General features: G+C 62.1%; 17 protein-coding genes. 7 read left to right on the forward strand and 10 right to left on the reverse strand.

All coding sequences use genetic code 11. The annotated features are described in order from the left end of the window. Nucleotides 1-716: 716 nt before the first annotated feature. The 3 genes from QWI18_RS01490 to QWI18_RS01500 all read right to left on the reverse strand — a co-directional run bounded on the left by QWI18_RS01490 (nucleotide 717) and on the right by QWI18_RS01500 (nucleotide 7203). Nucleotides 717-2609, reverse strand: coding sequence for a methyl-accepting chemotaxis protein (locus QWI18_RS01490; RefSeq protein WP_192131507.1), 1893 nt, complete (start codon nucleotides 2607-2609; stop codon nucleotides 717-719). A gap of 546 nt (nucleotides 2610-3155) precedes the next feature. Continuing rightward, a complete protein-coding gene (locus tag QWI18_RS01495; protein ID WP_065991644.1) occupies nucleotides 3156-3827 on the reverse strand; it encodes a response regulator in 672 nt (223 codons plus the stop codon). Then, nucleotides 3802-7203 (reverse strand): ATP-binding protein, encoded by a 3402-nt coding sequence (locus tag QWI18_RS01500; RefSeq protein ID WP_369318000.1) that lies wholly within the window; start codon nucleotides 7201-7203, stop codon nucleotides 3802-3804. Before QWI18_RS01500 ends, QWI18_RS01495 begins: the two co-directional genes overlap by 26 nt. Before the next feature lie 284 nt (nucleotides 7204-7487). Here QWI18_RS01500 and urtA point away from each other — a divergent pair, with 284 nt between their 5' ends. The 7 genes from urtA (at nucleotide 7488) to QWI18_RS01535 (ending at nucleotide 14287) form a co-directional block, all read left to right on the forward strand. Beyond that, complete coding sequence (urtA, locus tag QWI18_RS01505) at nucleotides 7488-8732, forward strand: urea ABC transporter substrate-binding protein (protein ID WP_369318001.1); 1245 nt, start codon at nucleotides 7488-7490, stop codon at nucleotides 8730-8732. Between the two features lie 160 nt (nucleotides 8733-8892). Next, on the forward strand, nucleotides 8893-9810 hold the full coding sequence (urtB, locus tag QWI18_RS01510) for an urea ABC transporter permease subunit UrtB (RefSeq protein WP_369318002.1): 918 nt from the start codon (nucleotides 8893-8895) through the stop codon (nucleotides 9808-9810). Nucleotides 9811-9833: 23 nt separating this feature from the next. Then, a complete protein-coding gene (urtC, locus tag QWI18_RS01515; RefSeq protein ID WP_369318003.1) occupies nucleotides 9834-11015 on the forward strand; it encodes an urea ABC transporter permease subunit UrtC in 1182 nt (393 codons plus the stop codon). Beyond that, nucleotides 11012-11773 (forward strand): urea ABC transporter ATP-binding protein UrtD, encoded by a 762-nt coding sequence (gene urtD / locus QWI18_RS01520; RefSeq protein ID WP_369318004.1) that lies wholly within the window; start codon nucleotides 11012-11014, stop codon nucleotides 11771-11773. The genes urtC and urtD overlap by 4 nt, the downstream gene beginning before the upstream one ends. A gap of 10 nt (nucleotides 11774-11783) precedes the next feature. Further along, the gene (gene urtE / locus QWI18_RS01525) at nucleotides 11784-12473 is read left to right on the forward strand and encodes an urea ABC transporter ATP-binding subunit UrtE (protein WP_369318005.1); all 690 of its coding nucleotides are present in this window, start codon (nucleotides 11784-11786) and stop codon (nucleotides 12471-12473) included. 159 nt (nucleotides 12474-12632) lie between these two features. Continuing rightward, complete coding sequence (gene fmdA, locus QWI18_RS01530) at nucleotides 12633-13862, forward strand: formamidase (protein ID WP_074887566.1); 1230 nt, start codon at nucleotides 12633-12635, stop codon at nucleotides 13860-13862. A gap of 77 nt (nucleotides 13863-13939) precedes the next feature. After that, on the forward strand, nucleotides 13940-14287 hold the full coding sequence (locus QWI18_RS01535) for a zinc ribbon domain-containing protein (RefSeq protein WP_296311336.1): 348 nt from the start codon (nucleotides 13940-13942) through the stop codon (nucleotides 14285-14287). A 575-nt stretch (nucleotides 14288-14862) separates the two neighbouring features. Here QWI18_RS01535 and QWI18_RS01540 read toward each other — a convergent pair. The 7 genes from QWI18_RS01540 to QWI18_RS01570 form a co-directional block, all read right to left on the reverse strand. Next, a complete protein-coding gene (locus QWI18_RS01540) occupies nucleotides 14863-15840 on the reverse strand; it encodes an oligopeptide/dipeptide ABC transporter ATP-binding protein (RefSeq protein WP_369318006.1) in 978 nt (325 codons plus the stop codon). Continuing rightward, nucleotides 15837-16871, reverse strand: a complete 1035-nt coding sequence (locus QWI18_RS01545; protein WP_296311341.1) for an ABC transporter ATP-binding protein — start codon at nucleotides 16869-16871, stop codon at nucleotides 15837-15839. Before QWI18_RS01545 ends, QWI18_RS01540 begins: the two co-directional genes overlap by 4 nt. Nucleotides 16872-16873: 2 nt before the next feature. Beyond that, on the reverse strand, nucleotides 16874-17773 hold the full coding sequence (gene ddpC, locus QWI18_RS01550) for a D,D-dipeptide ABC transporter permease (RefSeq protein ID WP_192172213.1): 900 nt from the start codon (nucleotides 17771-17773) through the stop codon (nucleotides 16874-16876). Nucleotide 17774: 1 nt separating this feature from the next. Continuing rightward, complete coding sequence (locus QWI18_RS01555; protein WP_369318007.1) at nucleotides 17775-18791, reverse strand: ABC transporter permease; 1017 nt, start codon at nucleotides 18789-18791, stop codon at nucleotides 17775-17777. A 123-nt stretch (nucleotides 18792-18914) separates the two neighbouring features. Beyond that, nucleotides 18915-20471, reverse strand: a complete 1557-nt coding sequence (locus QWI18_RS01560; RefSeq protein WP_369318008.1) for an ABC transporter substrate-binding protein — start codon at nucleotides 20469-20471, stop codon at nucleotides 18915-18917. A gap of 214 nt (nucleotides 20472-20685) precedes the next feature. Further along, nucleotides 20686-21240, reverse strand: a complete 555-nt coding sequence (gene ddpX, locus QWI18_RS01565) for a D-alanyl-D-alanine dipeptidase (protein ID WP_244160409.1) — start codon at nucleotides 21238-21240, stop codon at nucleotides 20686-20688. Between the two features lie 178 nt (nucleotides 21241-21418). Next, nucleotides 21419-22270: a MurR/RpiR family transcriptional regulator gene (locus QWI18_RS01570; protein ID WP_369318009.1), complete on the reverse strand. Its 852-nt coding sequence runs from the start codon at nucleotides 22268-22270 to the stop codon at nucleotides 21419-21421. Nucleotides 22271-22331 lie beyond the last annotated feature (61 nt).

The raw sequence follows: 22331 nt of genomic DNA on the forward strand, positions 1-22331 counted from the left end.
GGTCCCACTATGGAAATGCACTTCGACCGTAGGACTGGCTTTAGCCGGGAAGACGTCGGGTGTCACGCCGCAAGATCCAGGGTGTAAAGGCTGGCCCCTTCCCGGCTGAAGCCGGTCCCACTATGGAAATGCATTTCGACCGTAGGACTGGCTTTAGCCGGGAAGACGTCGGGTGTCACGCCTCAAGATCCAGGGTGTGGAGACTGGCCCCTTCCCGGCTGAAGCCGGTCCCACAAAAGTACCGCATCCCGTCAGTAAGACCGGTGACGCGGAGCGTCAGGGGATGCATTCCCACGCGGAGCGTAGGGAACGATCCAATGTTGGCGTCTGAGCTAACCTCTTCCCGGCTAAAGCCGGTCCTACTACGCGTGCTTTGATCTGCTTTTGATCTTGAAACACAAATAGTTCAGACGACGCCCATCGCGACTTGGGTGCAGGCTGAACGTAGACGACGCGTAGTGGGCCGAGCCGCAGGGATGCGGCGAGAGCGCCGTCAGGACATGGATGTCCGTTCGGCGCGGGCCCACGGAGCGTCGTCGGAGTGAGGGTATTCCGACGAAGGAGGAACCAAGCCAGGAGCAAGCACCCTTGGTTACTTGGGGTGCTTTTCCAAGTAACTCGCCGAAGGCGAAACAGAGGCCGTTAGGCCGACGCTCTAGATCTTGATCTTGATCTTGATCTTGATCTTGATCTTGATCTTGATCTTGATCTTGCGTCTAGATCCTGAAAGTCCCCACCAAATGCTGCAACCGCGCCGTCTGATGCTCCAAGTGCGCACAAGCATCAAGAGTGGACTTCAGATTATCGACCCCCTCCTGATTCAGCGTATTGATCTCGGTAATGTCCACGTTGATCGCCTCAACCACCGCCGTCTGCTCCTCGGTCGCCGTCGCCACCGACTGATTCATCCCATCGATCTCACTGATCCGGCGGGTCACGCTATTGAGCCGTTCGCCCGCCTGATTGGCGATCGTCACACTGTTCTCGCTCTGACGCTGGCTCTCGGTCATGTTGATCACCGCGTCCCGCGCGCCCACCTGCAACTCCTCGATCATCCCCTGCACCTGCTGCGCCGAATCCTGGGTGCGGTGCGCCAGGTTCCTCACCTCGTCCGCCACCACCGCAAAGCCACGCCCCGCTTCCCCTGCCCGCGCCGCTTCGATGGCGGCGTTGAGCGCCAGCAAGTTGGTCTGCTGAGAGATACCGGTGATCACTTCCAGAATCTGCCCGATGTTCGCGGTCTTGTTGTTCAGCGTCTCGATGTTGGCACACGACTCGCTGATCTTCTCGGACAGCTGGTTCATCGCCTTGATCGTCTGACTGACAACGCCCTGGCCTTCGCTGGCCAGTTGCGTGGCGTCGCTGGAATGCTGCGACGCCAGCGCGGCGTTCTGGGCGATTTCCTGGGCGGCGGCGCCGAGCTGATTGATCGCCGCGGCCACACTGCTGGTGCGGCTGGTCTGCTGATCGGAATTGCCCATCGACGAGTTCGAGGCCCCGACCACGCGCGCCGCGACTTCCCCCAGTTGCCCGGCGGTCGACGCCACTTCGCGGATCGAGCTGTGAATACGCTCCACGAAACGGTTGAACGACTGCGCCAGCGCGCCGAACTCATCCTGGGACACGATGGCCAGACGCATGGTCAGGTCACCCTCGCCGTCGGCAATGTCCTGCATCGCCCGGCCCATCTGGTGCAACGGCTGCATCAGCACGCGGATTAACAGCCCCAGCAGCACCATGATGATCGCCACGGCAATGACCATGGCGAGAATCGCCGACGAGCGGAATTCGCTGAGCATCGAGTAGGCCGCGTCGCGGTCCAGCACCAACGCCACGTACCAATTGGCCGACGAGAGCCCTTCCACCTTGGTGAACGAGATGATCTGCGCCTTGCCGCCGGACTCGATTTCCGCCACGCCCGGCGCGATGGTCGGTGCGCCGCTCGGGTAGGCCTCGCTGACATTCTTCAGGATCAGCTTGGTGTCCGGGTGGATCAGAATCTTGCCGTCGGCACTGACGATGTACGCATAACCATGCCCGCCGAAGTTCAGCGAGTTGATGGTCTTGCTGATGGCGTCCAGGGAAATGTCCGCGCCCGCGACGCCGATCATCTGCCCTTGCTGGCGCACCGGCGTGGCCAGGGTCACCACCAGCTTGCCCGACGACGCGGCGATGTACGGTTCGGTGACGATAATGCCTTGCGCCGCGTCGGCCGCCTTGTACCAGCCACGGGCCCTCGGGTCATAGTCAGCCGGGCGGTTGCCCGTGGGCACGGAAAACATCACGCCGTCCTTGCTGCCGAAATAACTGAGCTGGAAGTTGTCCGGGTAAACCGGCAGACCGATCGCCCGTTGCAGGCTGCTCACCGCCGGACCGTCAACCGCGATCTGCTGGGCCATGGAGTTGAGCAACTGCGTGCGGCTGTCGAGCCAGGTTTGGATGTTTTGCGTGGTCAGGCTGCCCATCTGTTGAAGTTCGGAGGCGACGCTGTTCTTCAGGGTTTCGCGCTGGCGAAAGTCGTTCACCAGAATAAAACACGAGAAAGCAACTACCACGATGAGTGCAGCGGCCAGCAGGATCTTTTTGCTGAAACCCAGACGTTTGATCATATGCGTGTGTCCATAACCAGAGATGACAGCGACGAGAGTGCGATGCCGATAGGTGCGCTGCGCTTTGCACGAGGGCTGCAAGAACGAGAAGGCACGGCCTGAACATGTTTCGGCTGGGAAGACGGGGAATTTAGGGCCGGTGAGTAATGAAGATCGGGAGTGGTTATTTGAGGGGTTAAACGATTCAGCTTCTATCCAAACGCGGGGCGTTTATGGGGTGGCTGGATCCAAAGATTGAGGGTGTGCAGCCTGGCGCCCTCCCGGCTGAAGCCGGTCCTGCACAAGCACCTCATCCCGTCAGGGAGACCTGTGACGCGCGGGGACACGGGGACAGATTAATTTACGGTGAAGCGCTGTAAATAAATCAGTCCCCATTAATCCCGCATTAATCAATACCGCAGAATTGGCAGCGCTCAAACCGGCCTCTTCCCGGCTAAAGCCGGTCCCACAAGGAGACCGGGTGCAGCCAGTGGGATTGGCTCTGACTGTAGGACCGGCTTCAGCCGGGAAGCTCTTGATCTGCTTTTGATCTTCGTATCCCGGGGATCACACCCGCTCGGTCATTGCCGCCATGGCCACGGAGGTGGCGGCGGTGCGGGTTTCGACGCCCAGTTTGATGTAGATGTGTTCCAGGTGTTTGTTCACCGTTCGCGGGCTCAGTTGCAGGATGTCGGCGATGTCTTTGTTGGTTTTGCCGAAGGACACCCAGCGCAGCACTTCGATTTCCCGGTCGGTGAGCTGGAAGCGGCGGGACAGTTTGCCGTAGGCGGATTTGTCTTCGAACGTCACCGGCTGCGACGCCGTGCGGGCGGTGTGCAGGATGCGCGCGGTGCGCAAATGCGACGCGACCCGGGCCAGCATTTCAGCGCACTCGATCGGCTTGGTGACGTAGTCGATGGCACCAGCCTCGAAACCCTGCACCACGTGCTCACTGTCGGTCAGCGCGGTCATGAACAGCACGGGGATGTTGGCGGTGTCCGGTTGTGCCTTGATCTGGCGGCAGGTGTCGAAGCCGTTCAGGCCGGGCATCATCGCGTCCAGCAGAATCAGGTCCGGACGCCGACGCTGGATGCGGGTCAACGCGCTGTGCCCGTCCAGCGCCACCAGCACCATGTACCCCGCCTCGTCCAGGGCATCGGACAGCAGCGCCAGGTTATCGGGTACGTCATCGACGATCAGAATGACGCCGTTTTCAGCGGCTCGGGTCATGGCGTCCATTAAGGGCCTCCTTCAATTGAAGACTGAGTTCATCCAGGCGAAAACCTGACGCCAGGGTTCGCAGGCGGGTGACAAAACCGGTGCTGTGGGTGTTCTCGCGCTCGATGGCGTCGAGTTTTTGTTCGATGCCGCGGATATAGCCCAGGCCGCACAGCTCATACAGCTCTTCCAGATCTTCGCGCGACGGCAACACCACCGGCGTTTGCACGAGCAACGGGGCGCTGCGCAAACGCCGCTGCCAGGTCAGTTGCAGATGGTGCTGAATCCGGTCCAGCAGTTGCGGCAAATGCAGGGGTTTGGCCAGGTAGTCATTGCACACCTGCAGGCTGCGTTCCTTGTCATCGGCGAAGGCATTGGCGTTGGCCGACAGCACGATGATCGGCGCCAGGGACAGCGCGTTGCGGCGAATCATGCGGCTGGTCGCCCAACCGTCCATGTCCGGCATGGACAGGTCCATCAGGATCAGGTCCGGGTGCAACAGCGACACCTGCCTGACCGCCTCTTGCCCGTTGGCCGCCTGCACGACGTCAAAACCCAGGGGCATGAGCATGCCGCTGATGACCTTGCGGTGCTCGATGTGATCGTCCACCACCAGAATCAGCCGCCGCTGACCGTCGTAACCGATGACGTCGTGGTTGACGTCGATGATCGCCTTGGGCACCCGCACTTCGGACAGGAACAGCCGCACCTGAAACCGCGTGCCTTCCTCCGGCTGACTGCTGACGGACAAGGCGCCGCCCATCAGCGCCGTGAGCATCCGCGTGATGGTCAGCCCCAGGCCCACGCCGTTGTCCTGGCGCACCAGCCCGCCCCGTTCGAACGGCTGAAAAATCCGTTCGATCTGATCCGGCGCGATGCCGATTCCGGTGTCGATGATGTCGAAGGTCGCGGTCTCGCGCCGGTAACTGACCCGCAGGCAGACTTCCCCGCTGTCAGTGAAGTTGATCGCGTTGCCCAGCAGGTTGATCAGAATCTGCCGCACCCGCTTCTCGTCGCCGCGCACCACTTCCGGCATGCGCCCGATCAGCTCCAGACGAAAGTGCAGGCCTTTCTCCCGGGCCGTGCTGGCGAACATTTTCTCCAGGTCGTCGAGAAACTCCTGGAGCAGGATTTCCGTCGGCTCCAGCCGCAGTTTGCCGGCTTCGATCTTGGCCACGTCCAGCAGGCCGTCGATCAGCGACAACAAATGCGAACTGCTGCGCATGATGGTCGCCAGGGAATCCAGATGCTTGCTCGGGGTGGCGACGTCCCGTTGCAGGATCTGGGTGAAACCAAGAATGCTGTTGAGCGGCGTGCGCAGCTCGTGGGAAAGCCCGGTGACATAGCGGCTCTTGGCGGCGTTGGCGGCCTCCGAGGCTTCCTTGGCTTCCTGCAACGCCTGATCGGTTTTGTGATGCGCCTCGATTTCCTGCATCAGCAGCGCCGTCTGCCGCTCGGATTCTTCCAGGGCCACGCGCCGGCTCTCCCGGGTCAGCACCACCCACCAGGCCAGTACGCCGGCGAACACGCAAAAGGTCAGGAACGCCTTGAGAAACGCAAGCATCAGGGTGTGATGCACCTGCGGCGATTGATCGATCAAGCCGTGTGAGACCTGGCTGTAAATCATCGTCAGCGCCCCGGTCAGGGTCAGCACCAACACGGTGAGCAGGCCCAGGTATTGCGCCAGCCGGGTGTGCAGGTATTGGCGTGGCAAGCGGGGCAGCAGGCGGGCGATCAGGTCCTCGAACTGGGTCGACAGCCGCGAGCGGGTTTTGCATTGATCGCCGCAGCGGGCGTCCAGGGAACAGCACAACGAGCAGATGGGCGAACCGTAGGCCGGGCACCAGGCCATGTCCGGGGTTTCGAAACGGTTGCTGCACACGCCACAGCGCAGGCTGGTCTGGCGGCCGAGGGGGAACAGCAAACCGGGGTCGCTGTCCCGGGCGATGTAGTAACGGCCTTGGGTCAGCCAGGCGATCAACGGCGCCGCGATCAGGGCGCTGGTCAGGGAAATCAGCGGCGGCGCAGCCCGGGCCACCTCCCCCAGCGCACCGAAATGGGCGCACATCGACAGCAGTGACGCAATAAACATCGCACCGACGCCCACCGGGTTGATGTCGTACAGGTGCGCGCGCTTGAATTCGATGTGTTTGGGCGACAGCCCCAGGGGCTTGTTGATCACCAGGTCGGCCACCAGCGCGCCGATCCAGGCGATGGCGACGTTGGCATACAGGCCGAGCACTTCCTCGATGGCGTCGAACACACCCAGTTCCATGAGGATCAAGGCGATAGCGACGTTGAACACCAGCCAGACCACCCGGCCCGGATGGCTGTGGGTGACCCGGGCGAAGAAGTTCGACCATGCCAGAGACCCGGCGTAGGCGTTGGTCATGTTGATCTTGATCTGGGAAATGATCACGAACAGCACCATGGCCGCCAGCGCCCATTCCGGGGAAGCAAACCCGTAGTTGAACGCCACCAGGTACATCTGCGTCGGCTCGGCCGCGCGTTCGATGGGCACTTGGTGTTGCAGGGCGAGAAAGGCAAGAAAGGCGCCGGCCATGATTTTCAGGCCGCCGGGGATGACCCAGCCGGGCCCGGCCATCAGCAGCGCGGCCCACCAGCGCTTGCGGTTGCGGCGGGTTTTTTCCGGCAGAAAGCGCAGGTAGTCCACCTGCTCGCCGATCTGCGTCACCAGGGACAACGCCACGCTGAACGCGGCGCCGAACAGCAGCAGATTGAACGTGCCGCCCTCGCCCTCCCGGCCGGCAAAGGTGGTGAGGTCGGCCAGCGCGTCGGGGTTTTTCCAGATCACGAACACGTACGGCACGATCAGCAACGTCAGCCACAAGGGTTGCGACCACATCTGCAGGCGGCTGATCAGGGTGATGCCGTAGGCCACCAGCGGGATGACGATGATCGAGCAGATCACGTACGCCAGCGCCAGCGGAATGTGGGTGTACAGCTCCAGCGCCAGGGCCATGATCGCCGCTTCCAGGGCGAAGAACAGGAAGGTGAAACTGGCGTATATCAGCGAGGTGATGGTCGAGCCGATGTAGCCGAAGCCGGCGCCTCGCGTCAGCAGGTCCATGTCCACGCCATAGCGCGCGGCGTAGTAGCTGATGGGCAGCCCGGTGAGGAAGATCACAACCGTCATGGCGATGATGGCCCATAAGGTGTTGGTGAAGCCGTAGCTCATCACCAGCGCGCCGCCGATGGCTTCCAGTGCCAGGAACGACACGGCCCCGACAGCGGTGTTGGCGATGCGGAATTCCGACCATTTGCGAAAGGACTTGGGCGTAAAACGCAACGCGTAGTCTTCCATGGTCTCGTCGGCGACCAGACGATTGTAATCGCGGCGCACCTTGATGATGCGTTGAGAGCCGGAGGGGCGCACTGAAGGGTTCCTGATGAGAGAGAGCGAATTCGCCACTCACCTGTGTTGGAGCGAGCGGGCGGCGCTCCAACGAGGTCGAATCGAGACCTCAACCATTCCAGGAGCAACTTCTGTGCCGCGGGCGCAATCATGCCCCGGTCCGGCGCTTCCGGCCCTACGTCAAATGACGTACGCGCATACGTCACGCTGCGTATACCCCGATTCCCGCGCCCGCCTCATCCTTGCTCGCAGCTCGCGACGGCCCCTCACCCGGCGCCGCGAATCACCAGCACAGGAGCGGGAACATGGATTCACGACTGACAGGCCCCACGCGCTTTTTCCCCCGACGCCTGGCATTGGGGGCGGCCGCCCTCTCGCTGATCGCCGCCAGCGTGTTCAGCCAGATGACCCTGGCCGACGACGCCAACAGCACCGGTCTGGCGGTCACGCCGACCGAAGTGACCGTCGGCCAGCTGCACTCGGCCACCGGCACCATGGCGATCTCCGAGACCGGTTCGATCCAGGCCGAACGCCTGGCCATCGACCAGATCAACGCGTCGGGCGGCATTCTTGGCCGCCAGATCAAAATCATTCAGGAAGACGGCGCGTCCGACTGGCCGACCTTCGCCGAGAAAGCCCGCAAGCTGCTGGTCAACGACAAGGTGGCCACGGTGTTCGGCTGCTGGACCTCGGCCTCGCGTAAAGCGGTGTTGCCGGTGTTCGAGAAAGAAAACGGCCTGTTGTACTACCCGACCTTCTACGAAGGCCTGGAACAGTCGAAAAACGTGATCTACACAGGGCAGGAAGCCACCCAGCAGATCCTGGCCAGCCTGGACTGGATCGCCAAGACCAAGGGCGCCAAGACCTTTTACCTGATCGGCTCGGATTACATCTGGCCGCGCACCTCGATGAAGATCGCCCGCAAGCACATCGAAAACGTGCTCCACGGCACCGTGGTCGGCGAAGACTACTACCCGCTGGGCAATACCCAGTTCGGCTCGCTGATCAACAAAGTCAAATTGAAGAAACCCGACGTGGTCTTCGCCGCGGTCGTGGGCGGCTCCAACGTGGCGTTCTACAAGCAGCTCAAAGCCGCAGGCGTCGATTCCACCAAGCAGACGCTGTTGACCCTGTCGGTCACCGAAGACGAACTGCTGGGCATTGGCGGCGAGAACATGAAGGGCTTCTTCGCGTCGATGAAGTATTTCCAGAGCCTGGATAACCCCAACAACAAGGCGTTCGTTGAGGCGTTCAAGGCCAAGTACGGCAAGGATTCGGTGATGGGCGACGTGACCCAGGCCGCCTACCTCGGCCCGTGGTTGTGGAAAGCGGCGGTCGAGAAAGCCGGCAGCTTTGACGTCGACAAAGTGGTGGCGGCGTCCCCAGGCATCGAGCTGAACACCGCGCCTGAAGGCTACGTGAAGATTCATGAAAACCATCACCTGTGGAGCAAGACCCGCATCGGTGAAGTCCAGGCGGACGGCCAGTTCAAAGTGGTTTACGAGTCGGAGCTGATTGAGCCGAATCCGTTTCCGAAGGGCTATCAGTAGGCCGCTGCGCGGTAGCTGTAAGCGGTTAGCTGCAAGCGGCAAGTGGAAGCGGTGTGCGTTGCAGTTGCTCTCGCTTTTACTTGCCGCTTGAAGCTTACAGCTTGCAGCTGGTCCCGACCCCCAATCCTAAACCCACACAGCTTCCCGAGGAGGGACCACCATGGAATGGCTATCGGAATTTGGTGCCATCGCAGCCATGCAGGGGTTCAACGGGCTTTCCGTGTTCTGCGTGCTGTTGTTGATGGCCCTGGGGCTGGCGATCATCTTTGGTCAGATGGGCGTGATCAACATGGCCCACGGTGAATTCCTCACCATCGGCGCCTACACGACGTACCTGCTGTCGACCCTGGTGCAGACCTGGTGCCCGTGGATGCAGCCGTACTATTTCTTCTTCGCCATCGCGTTGTCGTTCGTGGTGGCCGGTGCCGTGGGTTGGGTGGTGGAGTGGCTGATGATCAGTCGCCTCTACCACCGGCCGCTCGACACCCTGCTGGCGACCTGGGGCCTGTCCCTGGTCATGCAGCAAGCGTTCCGTTCCATCTTCGGCGCCCGTGAAGTCAGCGCCAACCCGCCGGAATGGCTGATGGGCGCGGTCAACCTCACCGACGCCATCGAGATCCCGCGCAACGGCCTGTTCGTCATGGGCCTGACCGTGCTGATGACCGGCGGGATTTTTCTGATGCTGTACCGCACCCGCTGGGGGTTGCATGTCCGCGCCACGGTGCAGAACCGCATCATGAGCCGGGCGGTGGGCATCAACACCCGCAAGGTTGACCGCATGACTTTCGCCCTGGGCTGCGGCGTTGCCGGGGTCGCGGGCGCGGCGTTTACCACCATCGGTTCCACCGGCCCCACCGCAGGCTCCCTGTACATCGTCGACACCTTTCTGGTGGTGGTTTTCGGCGGCGCGGCCAGCCTGTTCGGCACCATTGCCTCGGCGTTCGCCATTGCCCAGACCCAGTCCCTGTCGGAGTTCTTCATGAGTGGCTCGATGGCCAAGGTCCTGACCCTGTCCGCGGTGATCCTGATCCTGCTGATGCGCCCCCAGGGGTTGTTTGCCAGCAAGGTCCGTAAATAAGTGTGCGCCAGAGAGGTAGCCCCATGAACGCGCTAAACAAAATGCTCGGCGGACGCCAGGGCGTGGTCGGCCTGCTGATACTCGCGGCCCTGATTCTGGTGGTCTTCCCCCTGACCCTGGACGCCTTTCGCCTGAACATGGTGGGCAAATACCTGACCTACGCGTTCGTCGCCGTGGGCCTGGTGTTGTGCTGGGGGTACGGCGGCATTCTCAGCCTGGGCCAAGGGGTGTTCTTCGGCCTGGGCGGGTATTGCATGGCGATGTTCCTCAAGCTCGAAGCCTCCGATCCGGAAAGCACAAAGATCCAGTCCACGCCCGGGATTCCGGACTTCATGGACTGGAACCAGATCACCGAACTGCCCGGGCTGTGGGCGCCGTTTCACAGCTTCACGTTCACCTTGATCGCGATCATCGTGTTGCCGGTGCTGCTGGCCTTGATCATTGGCGTCGCGCTGTTCAGACGCCGGGTGGGCGATGTGTATTTTTCCATCGTCACCCAGGCCATCGCGTTGATCCTCACGGTGCTGATCATCGGCCAGCAAGGCTTGACCGGCGGGATCAACGGCATCACAGACCTCAAGACACTGCTAGGCTGGGACATCCGCAGCGACAGCGCCAGGCTGCTGTTGTACTTCGTCAATGCAGGGCTGCTGTTCGCCTGCATCCTGTTTGGCAAGTTCATCCTCGCCTCCAAGCTGGGCCGGCTGCTGATGGCCATGCGCGACAAGGAAGAGCGGGTACGGTTTTCCGGTTACGACGTGGCGGCGTTCAAGGTTTTCGTGTACTGCGTCGCGGCGTGTTTCTCGGCCATCGGCGGGGCGATGTTCGCCTTGCAGGTGGGGTTCATGTCGCCCTCGTTCGTGGGCATCGTGCCGTCCATCGAGATGGTGATTTTCGCCGCCGTCGGCGGGCGCATGTCGCTGCTGGGCGCGGTGTACGGCTCGCTGCTGGTGAACTACGGCAAGACCTATTTCTCTGAGTCGTTCCCCGAATTGTGGCTGTACCTCATGGGCGGGCTGTTCATCGCCGTGGTCATGTATTTCCCCAACGGCCTGGCCGGTTTGTGGGAAAGCCACGGGCGCAAATGGTTGTCGGGCGTGACGCGCAAGCCGGCACCGGTGATTGCCTCCCCTGCCCCGGTGGTCACGCCAACCCCCGCCTCCGCTGACAAGCAAGCCGCCAGCCCGATGGAGATTCAGCCATGACCCGCGCCACAGGCTTTCAGATGAATAAACCGGTCCTGGCCATTGAAGGGCTGACCGTTTCGTTCGACGGCTTCAAGGCGGTGGACGACCTCAACCTGTACATCGACCGCAACGAAGTGCGGGTGGTCATCGGCCCCAACGGTGCGGGCAAGACCACGGTCCTCGACCTGATCTGCGGCAAGACCCGGGCCACGGGCGGCAGCATCCAGTTCAAGGACCGCGAGCTGACCAAAATGAACGAGTACGACATCGTCCGCGCCGGGGTCGGGCGTAAGTTCCAGACGCCGTCGATCTACGACAACCTGAGCGTGTTCGAGAACCTGGAGATGTCGTTTCCGGCGGGCCGGTCAGTGTTCGGCGCGCTGTTTTTCAAGCGCACCCCGGAGGTGCTGGACCGGGTCAATCAAGTGGCTGCGGACATCTTCCTCGGTGACTGGCTGCAGCAGCAGGCGGGCCTGTTATCCCACGGCCAGAAGCAGTGGCTGGAGATTGGCATGTTGCTGATGCAGGACCCGGAACTGCTGATGCTCGACGAGCCGGTGGCGGGCATGAGTGTCAGCGAGCGGGCGCAAACCGCCGACCTGTTGAATCGCATCAGCCAGGGCCGCTCGGTGCTGGTGATCGAGCACGACATGGAGTTCGTCAAGAGCATCGCGCACAAGGTCACGGTGCTGCATCAAGGCAAGGTGCTGGCCGAAGGCAGCATGGAGTCGGTGCAGAGCAACCCGAAAGTCATCGAAGTCTATCTGGGCCATTAAGGAGCGCAGCATGTTCAACATTCAGCAGCTGGCGTGTGGCTATGGCCAGAGTCAGGTCCTCCACGACCTTAGCCTCTCGGTGCAGAAACAGGAAATCGTCGCGGTGATGGGCCGCAATGGCATGGGCAAGACCACCCTGTTCAAAAGCCTGATGGGCATCCTGCCGCAATGGAGCGGCCAGGTTCAGCTGGACGGCGTGGACGTGTCCGCGATGGAAACCCACAACCGAGTTGCCCAAGGGATGGCCTACGTGCCCCAGGGCCGGATGATTTTTCCGTCGATGAGCGTGCTGGAAAACATCCAGACCGGCCTCCCCGCCTCAGCGGGCGGCCAGGTGCCGGAAGACCTGTACGCGCTGTTCCCGGTGCTGTTCGACATGCGCAGCCGACGCGGCGGCAACCTGTCCGGCGGCCAGCAACAGCAGCTGGCCATCGCCCGGGCCCTGGCGACCAATCCCAAGGTGTTATTGCTCGACGAGCCCACCGAAGGCATCCAGCCGTCGATCATCAAGGACATCGCCCGCACCCTCAAAGAGATCCGCACCCTCCGCAACCTGACGATCATCGTCTCCGAGCAGGTGCTGTCGTTCACCCTGGAAATCGCCGACCGGTTGCTGGTGATCGAGAAAGGCCGCTTCGTCATCGAAGAAACCCGGGGCAACGTCGATGAAGCGACGATCAGTCGGTATTTGTCGGTGTAGCAAGGCCCGGAGATATGCAGCGTCAGATCGGACGTAATCGCGAGCAAGCTCACTCCTACAGTTGGGGTGCGCTCTTGTAGGAGTGAGCTTGCTCGCGATGGCGTCAGCGTGGACCTCCACGCCCTATTTGATTGACCCGAAACCCAAGGAGAACCCCCCATGACCGATACCTTGATCAAAGTCGACCTCAACCAGCCTGTCACCGAAAACGAGCAGATCCACAACCGCTGGCACCCGGACATCCCGATGGCCTGCTGGGTCAAGCCGGGGGATGATTTCATCCTCGAAACCTACGACTGGACCGCTGGCGCGATCAAGAACAACGACGATGCCAGCGACGTGCGCGACGTCGACCTGACCACCGTGCATTACCTCTCCGGGCCGGTGGGTGTGCACGGCGCCCAGCCCGGCGACCTGCTGGTGGTGGAGCTGTTGGACATCGGCGCCCGGGCCGATTCGCAATGGGGCTTCAACGGCTTCTTCTCCAAGCAGAACGGCGGCGGCTTCCTCACTGAGCATTTCCCCCTGGCGCAGAAATCCATCTGGGATTTCAAAGGCATGATGACCAGCTCCCGGCACATTCCCGGCGTCGAGTTTGCAGGTTTGATTCACCCCGGCCTGATCGGCTGCCTGCCGGACCACAAGATGCTTGCCGAATGGAACCGCCGCGAACAGGAACTGATCGACACCGACCCGGACCGCGTCCCGGCCCTGGCCTGTCCGCCCTGCGCCAGCACGGCGCACCTGGGCAAACTCAAAGGCCCGGCCCGGGACCTCGCCGCCGCCACGGGCGCCCGCACCGTGCCGCCCCGTGAGCACGGTGGCAACTGCGACATCAAGGACCTGTCTCGGGGCTCGAAAGTGTTCTTCCCGGTCTACGTCGACGGCGCGGGTTTGTCCGTGGGCGACTTGCACTTCAGCCAGGGCGACGGCGAAATCACCTTCTGCGGCGCCATCGAAATGGCCGGCTGGGTGCACATGCGCGTCGAGCTGATCAAGGACGGCATGGCCAAGTACGGGATCAAAAACCCGGTCTTCAAGCCAAGTCCTATCGTGCCGAACTACAACAACTACCTGATCTTCGAAGGCATCTCGGTCGACGAAGCCGGCCAGCAGCACTACCTGGACGTCAACGTCGCCTACCGCCAGGCGTGCCTGAACGCGATCAACTACATGACCAAGTTCGGTTACTCCCCGGCCCAGGGTTATTCGCTGTTGGGCTCGGCACCGGTGCAGGGTCACATCAGCGGCGTGGTCGACATCCCCAACGCGTGCGCCACCTTGTGGCTGCCGACCGAGATCTTCAAATTCGACATCAACCCCAACGCCAATGGCCCGACGAAATTCATCGACGGCACCGTGGACTTGCCGATCGCGCAGGATAAGTAACGCTGGGCTGACGCCTGACCTGCAGTCGCGAAGGAGTTCGCGCCTGCAGAACCCACGCCGACTAAAGGATTTGAGCCATGCCCATGTACGAATACGACTGCCCTGAATGCGGGGATTTCACATCGCTGCGACCCATGGCCGAGAGCGCGCTGCCGTGCGAGTGCCCGGCGTGCGGCGCATCGAGCCTGCGGGTGATTCTCTCCGCGCCGGGGCTGAGCACCATGGCCGGCAACACCCGCAGCGCCATCGCCCGCAACGAGCAAAGCGCCCACGCGCCAAAAACCCTGGACCAGTACAAGGAAAGCCGGGGCCACCCCAGCGGTTGCAGTTGCTGCGGCCCGACGAAACGGCTCGAACCCACCAAAGCCAATCCCCACGCCCTGAAAGGCAAGCCAGCGGGCCGACCGTGGATGATCAGCCATTGATCTTTAGGGTGTTTATAGGGGACTGATTTATTTATCGCGCTTCTTTGATAAATCAATCTGTCCCCGATGGCATAAGCGAGCCGGGAGACAGATTAATTTACGGTGAAGCGCTGTAAATAAATCAGTCCCCTCCGCACTGCGGCAGCTCGGTCGGCGCCGAGACCTGCCCATCGTCCACCGCCACGCCCAGCCTCGGCACTGCCTCCAGCGTTTATAGAGCGTTTATAGGGGACTCGTTTATAGGGGACTGATTTATTTATCGCGCTCCTTTGATAAATCAATCTGTCCCCGATGGAATAAGCTAACCGGGAGACAGATTAATTTACGGTGAAGCGCTGTAAATAAATCAGTCCCCTCCCCACTGAACGGCAAGCCAGCGAGTCGACCGTGTAATGTTTATAGGGGACTGATTTATTTATCGCGCTTTTTTGATAAATCAATCTGTCCCCGATGGCAGAAGCGAGCCGGGAGACAGATTAATTTACGGTGAAGCGCTGTAAATAAATCAGTCCCCTTCCCAGTCGTAAATAAATCAGTCCCCTCCCCACTACCCTTCCCACTAGTTCCCTCCTCACTTACGACTCGAGATGACAGCGCACGGACGCCTCACCGCCTTTTGCCGGTAGTAACGCCTGGGGCTTTTCGCAGCCGTGGGTGGCTTTCGGGCAGCGATCCCGGAAAAAACACCCCGTCGGCAACGTTCGATTGCCCGGCAGCTCGGTCGGCGCCGACACTTGCCCATCGTCCACCGCCACCCCCAGCCTCGGCACTGCCTCCAGCAACAGCTGCGTATACGGATGACGCGGCCGCTCAAGCACCTCCGCCGCCGTGCCCAACTCCACAATCTGCCCCAGGTACATCACCGCCACCCGGTCGGCCATGTGTCGCACCACCGAGACGTTGTGGGAGATCAGGATGTAGGTCAGGTCGCGGCTGCGCTGCAGCTCGGCCAGCAGATTGAGAATCTGCGCCTGCACCGAAATATCCAGCGCCGAAGTCGGCTCGTCCAGCACGATGATGTCCGGGTTCGACGACAATCCGCGGGCGATGGCGATCCGCTGACGCTGCCCCCCGGAAAACTGGTGGGGAAAACGGTCCAGGTATTCCGTGCGAATGCCCACCTGAGCCGCCACCTTCGCGGCAATGGCACGCATCTCGTGGTGCGGCGCTGATCGCTGCACGAACAGCGGCTCGGTGATGATCTTCCAAACAGGCAGCCTCGGGTCGAGGGACGACTGCGGGTCCTGAAACACAATCTGCACGTTGCTGCTGCGTTCCTTCTCGCTGTTGTAGATCCAGTCGAGTCGCCCGGCCGTTGGCTTGATCAGGCCCATCAGCAACTGTGCCAGGGTGCTTTTGCCGCAGCCGGATTCCCCGACCACGCCGAGGGTTTCGCCGGCGCGGACCTGCAGATCGATGCCGTTCAAGGCGTGGGCCAGGGCTTTCGGGCGACCGAGCCAGTCCTTGCCCATCGGGTAATGCACGCGTACGTCCTGCAGGCCGAGGATGGTCGGGCTCTCGCCGGGCAATGTCTGCAGCGCTGAACGGTTCATGGCCGCGACTCCTGTGGGGTGGCGTGTGAAGGCGCGCTCAACCAGCAGGCGCTCTTGCGGTCTGCGGCGGCGTCGATGGTCTGCATTGGCGGGCGCTGCAGGCATTGAGCCGTGCCGAAGGCGCAGCGATCCAGGAAGGTGCAGCCCTCCGGCAACGCCGAAAGGTTGGGCACCTGCCCGGGTATGGTCATCAGGTCCTGACCCGGTTCGACCATCTCCGGCAATCCGCTGAGCAAGCCCTGGGTGTAAGGATGCCGGGGGTCGGCCATCACCTGAGCGGTGACGCCCTGCTCCACCACCGCGCCGGTGTACATCACGTACACCCGGTCGCAGAACTGCGACACCAGCGCCATGTCGTGGGTGATCAGCAAAATCGCCGTGCCCCGCGCGCGGGCCTTTTCACGCAGCAGCAACAGCACTTGCCGCTGCACGGTGACGTCCAGCGCGGTGGTCGGTTCGTCGGCGATCAGCAATTGCGGGTCGCAGGAAAACGCCAGAGCGATCATCACCCGCTGACGCATGCCGCCGGAGAGCTCGAAGGGGTAGCTGTTCATCACCTGCTCGGGGTCGGCGATGTGCATGTCCCGCAGCAACGCGATGGCTTTGGCCTTGGCGTCGGCCTTGCTCAGGCGCTGGTGATGGATGATCACGTCGAGCATCTGCCGGCCGATGCGGCGGGTCGGATTGAGCGCGGTCATGGGCTCCTGAAAGATCATCGCGGCGTCGCGGCCACGGACACTCAGCAGGTCTTTCTCTTTGGCAGTGAGCATGTCGCGGCCCAAAATGCTCAGGCTGCCGGCTTTCACGTCGTAAGAACGCTCCGGCAGCAGGCGCAGGCTGAGCATCGCGGTGACCGACTTGCCCGAGCCGGACTCGCCAATGACCCCGACGATCTCACCGGGATTGACGTGCAGCGAGACGCCGTTGAGCGCTTTGACGGTGCTCTTGTACGCCGGGAATTCGATGCGCAGGTCGTCGATGACCAGCACCGGGGCCTGCTCGGCCAGAGGTTGTTGAGCGGAAGCCTGCATGGTCATTTCCCCTGCTGCCGTGGGTCGAGCAAGTCACGCACGCCGTCGCCCAAAAGGTTGAAACCGGTGGCGGTGATCAGAATCGCCACGCCGGGAAAGGTCGAGTACCACCATTGATCAAGGATGTAGTTGCGCCCGGTCGCGACCATCGCGCCCCACTCCGCCGTCGGCTGTTGCGCGCCGAGGCCGATGAAGCCCAGGGCCGAGGCCATGAGGATGGCGCTGCCGATGTCCAGGCTCAGCTGCACCAGCAACGGCGGCATGGCGTTGCGCGCCACGTGCCAGATGACCATGTGCCAACGCCCGGCGCCGAAGGTTTCGGCGGCTTTGACGTAGCCCATCTGCCGAATGCTCAGGGCCTGCCCCCGGGCCAGGCGCACGTAGAACGGAATCCGCACCAGTGTGATCGCCAGCATGGCATTAAACAGGCTCGGGCCCAGCGCGGCGGCCAGGGCCATGATCAGGACCAGCGACGGCACCGAGAGCATGATGTCCATCAGGCGCATGATCAGGCCGTCAAAGCGCCCGCCAATGATCCCGGACATGCAACCCAGCAAGCCGCCGGCAAAGCACGACGCGAAGGCCACGAACAGGCCAACGCCGACGGATTGCCGGCTGCCGTACAGCACGCGGCTGAACAGATCCCGGCCCACTTCGTCGGTGCCGAACCAATGGGCGGCGGACGGCGCGGCCAGGCGCTGGGTCAGGTTCAGGGCATTGGGATCATGGGACGCGAGCCACGGCGCAAAGGCCATCACCAACAGCACCATCACGGTGATCAGCAGCCCGGCCATAGTCAGCGGACTGCGGCGGATCTGGTGGGCCAGATACGCCCATTTGTCCTGCCAGCGCGACGCGGCCGGCAGTGGCGCCACGGCGGGCGCGGTGATCGGGGTAGTCATGTCAGTTGACCTCGCCAATGCGCGGATCGATCAGGCGGTACAGCAGATCGATCGCCATGTTCAGCAGCACATAAATGAAGGAAACCATGATCGCGAAACCCATCACCGCCGGGAAATCCAGCGACTGGATCGACTTGACCACGTAAGCGCCCATGCCCGGCCAGGCGAACACGGTTTCGGTAAGCACCGCGCCGTAGAGCAGATCGCCCAGGGTCAGGCCCAGAACGGTGACCGAGGGAATCAGCGCGTTGGGCAAGGCGTGACGCAGAATTACCGCCCATTTCGACAGGCCGTACGCGCGCGCGGTACGGATGTAGTCTTCGCCAAGCTGGTCGAGCATCGCCGAGCGGATCTGCCGCGCCACCACGCCGAGGTTGACGAAGCCCAGGGTGATGGTGGGCAGAATCAGGTGCTGCAGGGCGTTGAAGAACAGCCCGGTGTCGCCCGCCAGCAATGAATCGATCAGGTAAAAACCGGTGACGGTTCGGGGCGGGTCCAGCCCCTCGTTAAGCCGCCCGCTGCCCGGCAGCCAGTTGAGGTGGCCGTAAAACAGCACAATCAGGCCCAGCCCGAGCCAGAACGCCGGGGTCGAAATCCCGGTCACCGCCAGGGTGCGTGCGACCTGATCGATAAAGCGGTTGTGGTACACCGCCGAGAGCACGCCCAACGGCACGCCCACCAGAATCGACAAGGTCAGCGCCGCCAGCGCCAGTTCCAGGGTTGCCGGGAAGAACGCCTGCAAGTCTTCGAGCACCGGGCGATGGGTGCGAATCGACGTGCCCAGGTCGCCGTGCAGCAGGTCGAGCATGTAGCGGCCGTATTGTTGATACAGCGGCAGGTCCAGCCCCAACTGGTGGCGGATGTTGTCGACGATGGCGTCGGTGGCGCGGTCCCCGGCGATCAGTCGCGCGGGGTCGCCCGGAATCAGGTGCGAGATGGAAAAGGTAATCAGGGAAACGCCGAACACCACCAGCAGCAGGCCGCCCAGGCGTTTGCGCAGCATATTCAGGAAGGCCATGGGGCACCTCGGTCACGCAGTCGATCAATAACGCGAAACAGCTCGCGGACACAGCGCTGCTTCACAGGCCCCTGCCTCACTTGCAGGGCCCTGTGAGTCACAGCGATTGACGGGATGCAGCGCTTACTTGGTGATCGTGCCGACGTTGAACACCTGTTCCAGCATCGGGTTGAACACGTAGCCCTTGACCTTCTCGCTCACCGGCAAGGTGTAGGCCTTCTGGTAGAGGTAGGCGTAGACGCTGTCGTTGAGCACGATCTTCTGCGCCTGCTGATACAGCTCGGTGCGCTTGGCCATGTCGTTGGTGGTGGCCGATTCACGAATAAGCTTGTCCACCGCCGGGTTGTCATAGAACGAACGGTTGCCGGCCAGGCCTTTTAGCTTCGAGTCGAAGAAGAAGTTCATGAACATGTAAGGGTCGGCGAAGTCCGGGCTCCAGGAGCCGATGGCGATGTCGAAGTCCCCAGTGCCCAGGCGCTCGCGCATGCTGGCGTTGGCGAGCTTTTCCAGCTTGAGGTTCACGCCCAGGGGTTGCAGGCCGGCTTGCAGGGTCAGGCCAATGGGCTCCCAGTTCGGGTCCTTGTCGGAATACATGAACGTCAGGTTGCTGACCTTGGGCGAGACTTTCGCCAGATCCGCCTTGGCTTTTTCCATGTCCTGCTTGAACGCCGGCAGCTTCTCGTCGTAGGCCCACATGCCTTGGGGAATCGGCCCGTTCAGCGGCTTGGCCTTGCCTTTCAGGATGCCGTTGATGATGCCGTCGTAGTCGAGGGATTCGACGATCGCTCGCCGCGCATCGGGGTTGTTCATCGGCGCTTTCTGGGTGTTGAGGTACAGCAGCGTCACCCGCAGCGACGGGTAGTCGCCGACGACAATGCCGGATTTCTTCGCCAGCGCTTCGAGCTGGTCTTCGGGCATGTCTTCAATGATGTCCAGGTCGCCGTGTTCCAGCTGCAGCCGACGCACCGAGGCCTCGCTGATGATCTTCACCACGACCTTTTTCAGGGTCGGCTTGGGGCCGGCGTAGTAGCTGTTCTGCTCCATGGTCAGGGCCTGGCCTTTCTGCCAGTTGACCAGCTTGAACGCACCGGAACCTGCGGTGTGGTTCGACAGGTAGGCGTCGGCGCCTTCGGCTTTCTTCGCCACGTCCGGGTTGATGATCGCCGCGCCGTTGTGGGCCAGCGTCGAGAGGAACGGCGCGTACGGTGCTTTCAGGGTGAAGCGCACGGTCAGCGGATCAACCACCGACACCGCCATGTCATCGGGAAACGCACCGGACGGGCCTTGCTTGAGCGTCATCACCCGGTCGAAGGAGAACTTCACCGCTTCGGCGTTGACCTCGGCGCCGTCATCGAATGTGTTGCCGGGCTTGAGCTTGAATTCCCAGGTCAGGTTGTCCGCCGAGGTGGTCCAGCTGCTGGCCAGCTCCCCCGCCACTTCGGTGCTGCCCTTGCCGTTTTCGACCTTGTAGGTGACCAGCCGCTGGTACGCCGGGTAGGTCACGGTCCAGTCGTTGTTGTCGATGGTCACGGCCGGGTCGAGGGTTTGCGGGTCGGACGGTTTGCCGATCATCAGGGTGTCCTGGGGCACGGCTGCGCTGGCCGATTGCCAGGCGCCGAGGCCCATGGCGGTGCAGAGGAGTGCCATCGCCAGGGTGCGAGGGGTGAAGATTGATTTCATGCCGGTTCCTTGATCGTCGATGTAGGGAAGTTCGTCAGGGTTGTTATTGAAGCTATACCGGGCAGTTAAAGCTCACAGGCCTCAGGCCTGGGAAATGGCACGCCCTGCTCTTGCGAGGTCGGGTGGCGCCAGATTCAGCCGGGATTCGTGGTCGTCCCGGTCGTGTGTTCGTGTGTCTTGTTTTATATCTTGTCGTGCTTTGCGTGCTGCGTGGTCAGTCAGCGGGCTGGATCGAGCCGTCGTCGATCAGCGGGTAGTCCTCGGCGTCGGGCAGTTCGTAATGCCACCACTCGCTGTCGATGTAGGTGAATCCTGCGGCCAGCATGATCCCCAGCAGGAGCAGACGATTGCGCTGAACGTTGGCGGGCAGATCAGCGAAAAACTGATGGGACTGCTCGCGCATGTCATCGAAACCGGTGCCCATGTCGAGGGCCTGCCCGCTGGCGTCGATCAGGGTCAGGTCCACCGCCACGCCACGGGTGTGGTGGGAACCCAGCGTAGGGTCACGGACGTATTCCGGGTTGGGCAGCGCCTGCCACAGCAGGTATTGCGCGTAAGCCGGGCGATAAGCATCGAAGAGGCGCAGGCGCAAACCGGCCTGGCGCGCCAGGGTGCTGGCCTTGCGCAGACAACGCTCGGCGTCGCGGTGCAGCAGGCAGCGCGGGTCCTGGTAAATCTGCTTGCCGGCGAGGTTGTCGACGCCGGCGTAGATCAAGTCGACCTCGACCTGCAGCGCGTGGGCGTCGACTTCGACGAGGGGGCTATTCACGTAACGACACTCCAGATCAGCTTCTTCATTCATCATGTATTGAGGGGGTAGAGCTTCCCGGCTGAAGCCGGTCCTACTAAAAGCGAGTCATGCATCGGGCCCGGCTGCCACCCGTAGGACCGGCCTCAGCCGGGAAGCTGTTGCCCTTGTGAAGCCGGCTTCAGTCGGGAAGCTTTGGCTATTCAAACTGGCCAAACAGTTGTTGCAGCTCACGATTCTTCGCCAGCCTCTGGTCGAGGCGATCGCCATAGCGCTCGGCCACCGCCGACACCATCAAATTGAACAGGCACGTCAGCGGCGCCAGGGAATCCCAGAATTGCCCCACGTCGGCGTCGAGCTGCAGCAGGTCGCTCGGGTAATCCCTGGCCCACGGGCAGTGAAAGTCGGTGATAAACGCCAGGCCTACGTTCTGCTGGTGGGCGACTTCGCAGAAGGTCCGCGTAACAGCGGAATAGGTGCGGAAGTCGGCAATCACGGCGTAGGGATTTTCGAATTGCGAGTTCAGCGATTCGGCATAGGTGCCGGACAAACCGTCGACGTAATACACCTTGGGCCGGATGTACTCCAGGTGACTGAAAAACGCGTTGAGGATGCCGCGGGTGGTCTGAATGCCGACGATGAACACCGCGTCGGCGCTGTGCAGCCGTTCAACGATCCGGGCGAAGGTTTCGCCACGGGCCAGGGCATAGACCCGCTGGATCGCTTCCAGCTCACGGTTCATCGAACGTTCCAGTGCATCACCCTGGGTGTTTTCTTCACGAAACGCGCCGAGCCGATCAGTGATCACCCAAGGACTGGCGGTGTCGCCGCGCAGGCTCTGTTTGACGTCGTCAATGTTGCGGTAGCCCAGGGAGCGCAGGAACCGCCCCACCGAAATACCGGTGGTGCCGGTCTGCTGGGCGATGCTGTCAGCGGTCTCGAACGGCAGCTTCTGCGGGTTGGCCAACAGGTAGCCGGCGATGCGCTTGCCCGTCGGCGTCAAATCGCTGAATCGCTGTTCCAGGGTGTCGATGAACGTGGTTTTCAGCATGGGTTAGCAGCCTGAATCGAATGAAGCGGAGTGCTGGAAAATGTTATTGATCGAGCAGTTC

The sequence above is a fragment of the Pseudomonas sp. W2Oct36 genome (assembly GCF_041060465.1).
GTDB classification, from domain to species: Bacteria; Pseudomonadota; Gammaproteobacteria; order Pseudomonadales; family Pseudomonadaceae; genus Aquipseudomonas; species Aquipseudomonas graminis_B.

Coding starts and splice junctions, on each gene's coding strand:
- QWI18_RS01545 (WP_296311341.1), bottom strand. CDS start 16,871: ATGCAGGCTTCCGCTCAACAACCTCTGGCCGAGCAGGCCCCGGTGCTG.
- QWI18_RS01560 (WP_369318008.1), bottom strand. CDS start 20,471: ATGAAATCAATCTTCACCCCTCGCACCCTGGCGATGGCACTCCTCTGC.
- QWI18_RS01495 (WP_065991644.1), bottom strand. CDS start 3,827: ATGGACGCCATGACCCGAGCCGCTGAAAACGGCGTCATTCTGATCGTC.
- fmdA (WP_074887566.1), top strand. CDS start 12,633: ATGACCGATACCTTGATCAAAGTCGACCTCAACCAGCCTGTCACCGAA.
- QWI18_RS01490 (WP_192131507.1), bottom strand. CDS start 2,609: ATGATCAAACGTCTGGGTTTCAGCAAAAAGATCCTGCTGGCCGCTGCA.
- QWI18_RS01535 (WP_296311336.1), top strand. CDS start 13,940: ATGCCCATGTACGAATACGACTGCCCTGAATGCGGGGATTTCACATCG.
- urtE (WP_369318005.1), top strand. CDS start 11,784: ATGTTCAACATTCAGCAGCTGGCGTGTGGCTATGGCCAGAGTCAGGTC.
- QWI18_RS01540 (WP_369318006.1), bottom strand. CDS start 15,840: ATGAACCGTTCAGCGCTGCAGACATTGCCCGGCGAGAGCCCGACCATC.
- QWI18_RS01555 (WP_369318007.1), bottom strand. CDS start 18,791: ATGGCCTTCCTGAATATGCTGCGCAAACGCCTGGGCGGCCTGCTGCTG.
- urtD (WP_369318004.1), top strand. CDS start 11,012: ATGACCCGCGCCACAGGCTTTCAGATGAATAAACCGGTCCTGGCCATT.
- urtA (WP_369318001.1), top strand. CDS start 7,488: ATGGATTCACGACTGACAGGCCCCACGCGCTTTTTCCCCCGACGCCTG.
- QWI18_RS01570 (WP_369318009.1), bottom strand. CDS start 22,270: ATGCTGAAAACCACGTTCATCGACACCCTGGAACAGCGATTCAGCGAT.
- urtC (WP_369318003.1), top strand. CDS start 9,834: ATGAACGCGCTAAACAAAATGCTCGGCGGACGCCAGGGCGTGGTCGGC.
- urtB (WP_369318002.1), top strand. CDS start 8,893: ATGGAATGGCTATCGGAATTTGGTGCCATCGCAGCCATGCAGGGGTTC.
- ddpC (WP_192172213.1), bottom strand. CDS start 17,773: ATGACTACCCCGATCACCGCGCCCGCCGTGGCGCCACTGCCGGCCGCG.